This is a genomic window from Streptococcus sp. HMSC070B10 (assembly GCF_001808665.1).
In the GTDB taxonomy this organism is placed as follows: domain Bacteria; phylum Bacillota; class Bacilli; order Lactobacillales; family Streptococcaceae; genus Streptococcus.
In genome coordinates this window covers 1-206 of record NZ_KV794213.1, presented here as the reverse complement: position 1 = coordinate 206, position 206 = coordinate 1, and the positions used below count along the sequence as shown (strand labels likewise).

General features: G+C 48.5%; 1 protein-coding gene. It reads right to left on the bottom strand.

Translation table 11 applies throughout. From position 1 onward, the window contains the following. Positions 1-206: hypothetical protein (locus HMPREF2613_RS07535; RefSeq protein WP_148129955.1), on the bottom strand; the 206-nt coding region annotated here is incomplete at both ends.

Below are 206 nucleotides of genomic sequence, written 5' to 3'. Positions count from 1 at the left end.
GCATTTGCAGAGTATTCCAAGCTAAGAGCTGGGTTGGCCTGGCCTTTGAGCTGGATGCTCTTGACTTCATGAATACGGTCAAGCTTCATACCTAGATAGCTATGAGCAGGAAGTTTGGTTCCAGCTGGAATTTGAAGCTCGTAACTGCCCAAGCTATCCACTACCGGTGTTTCCTTCAAGGCGTCCACGTTGGTGTCTGTTAAGTC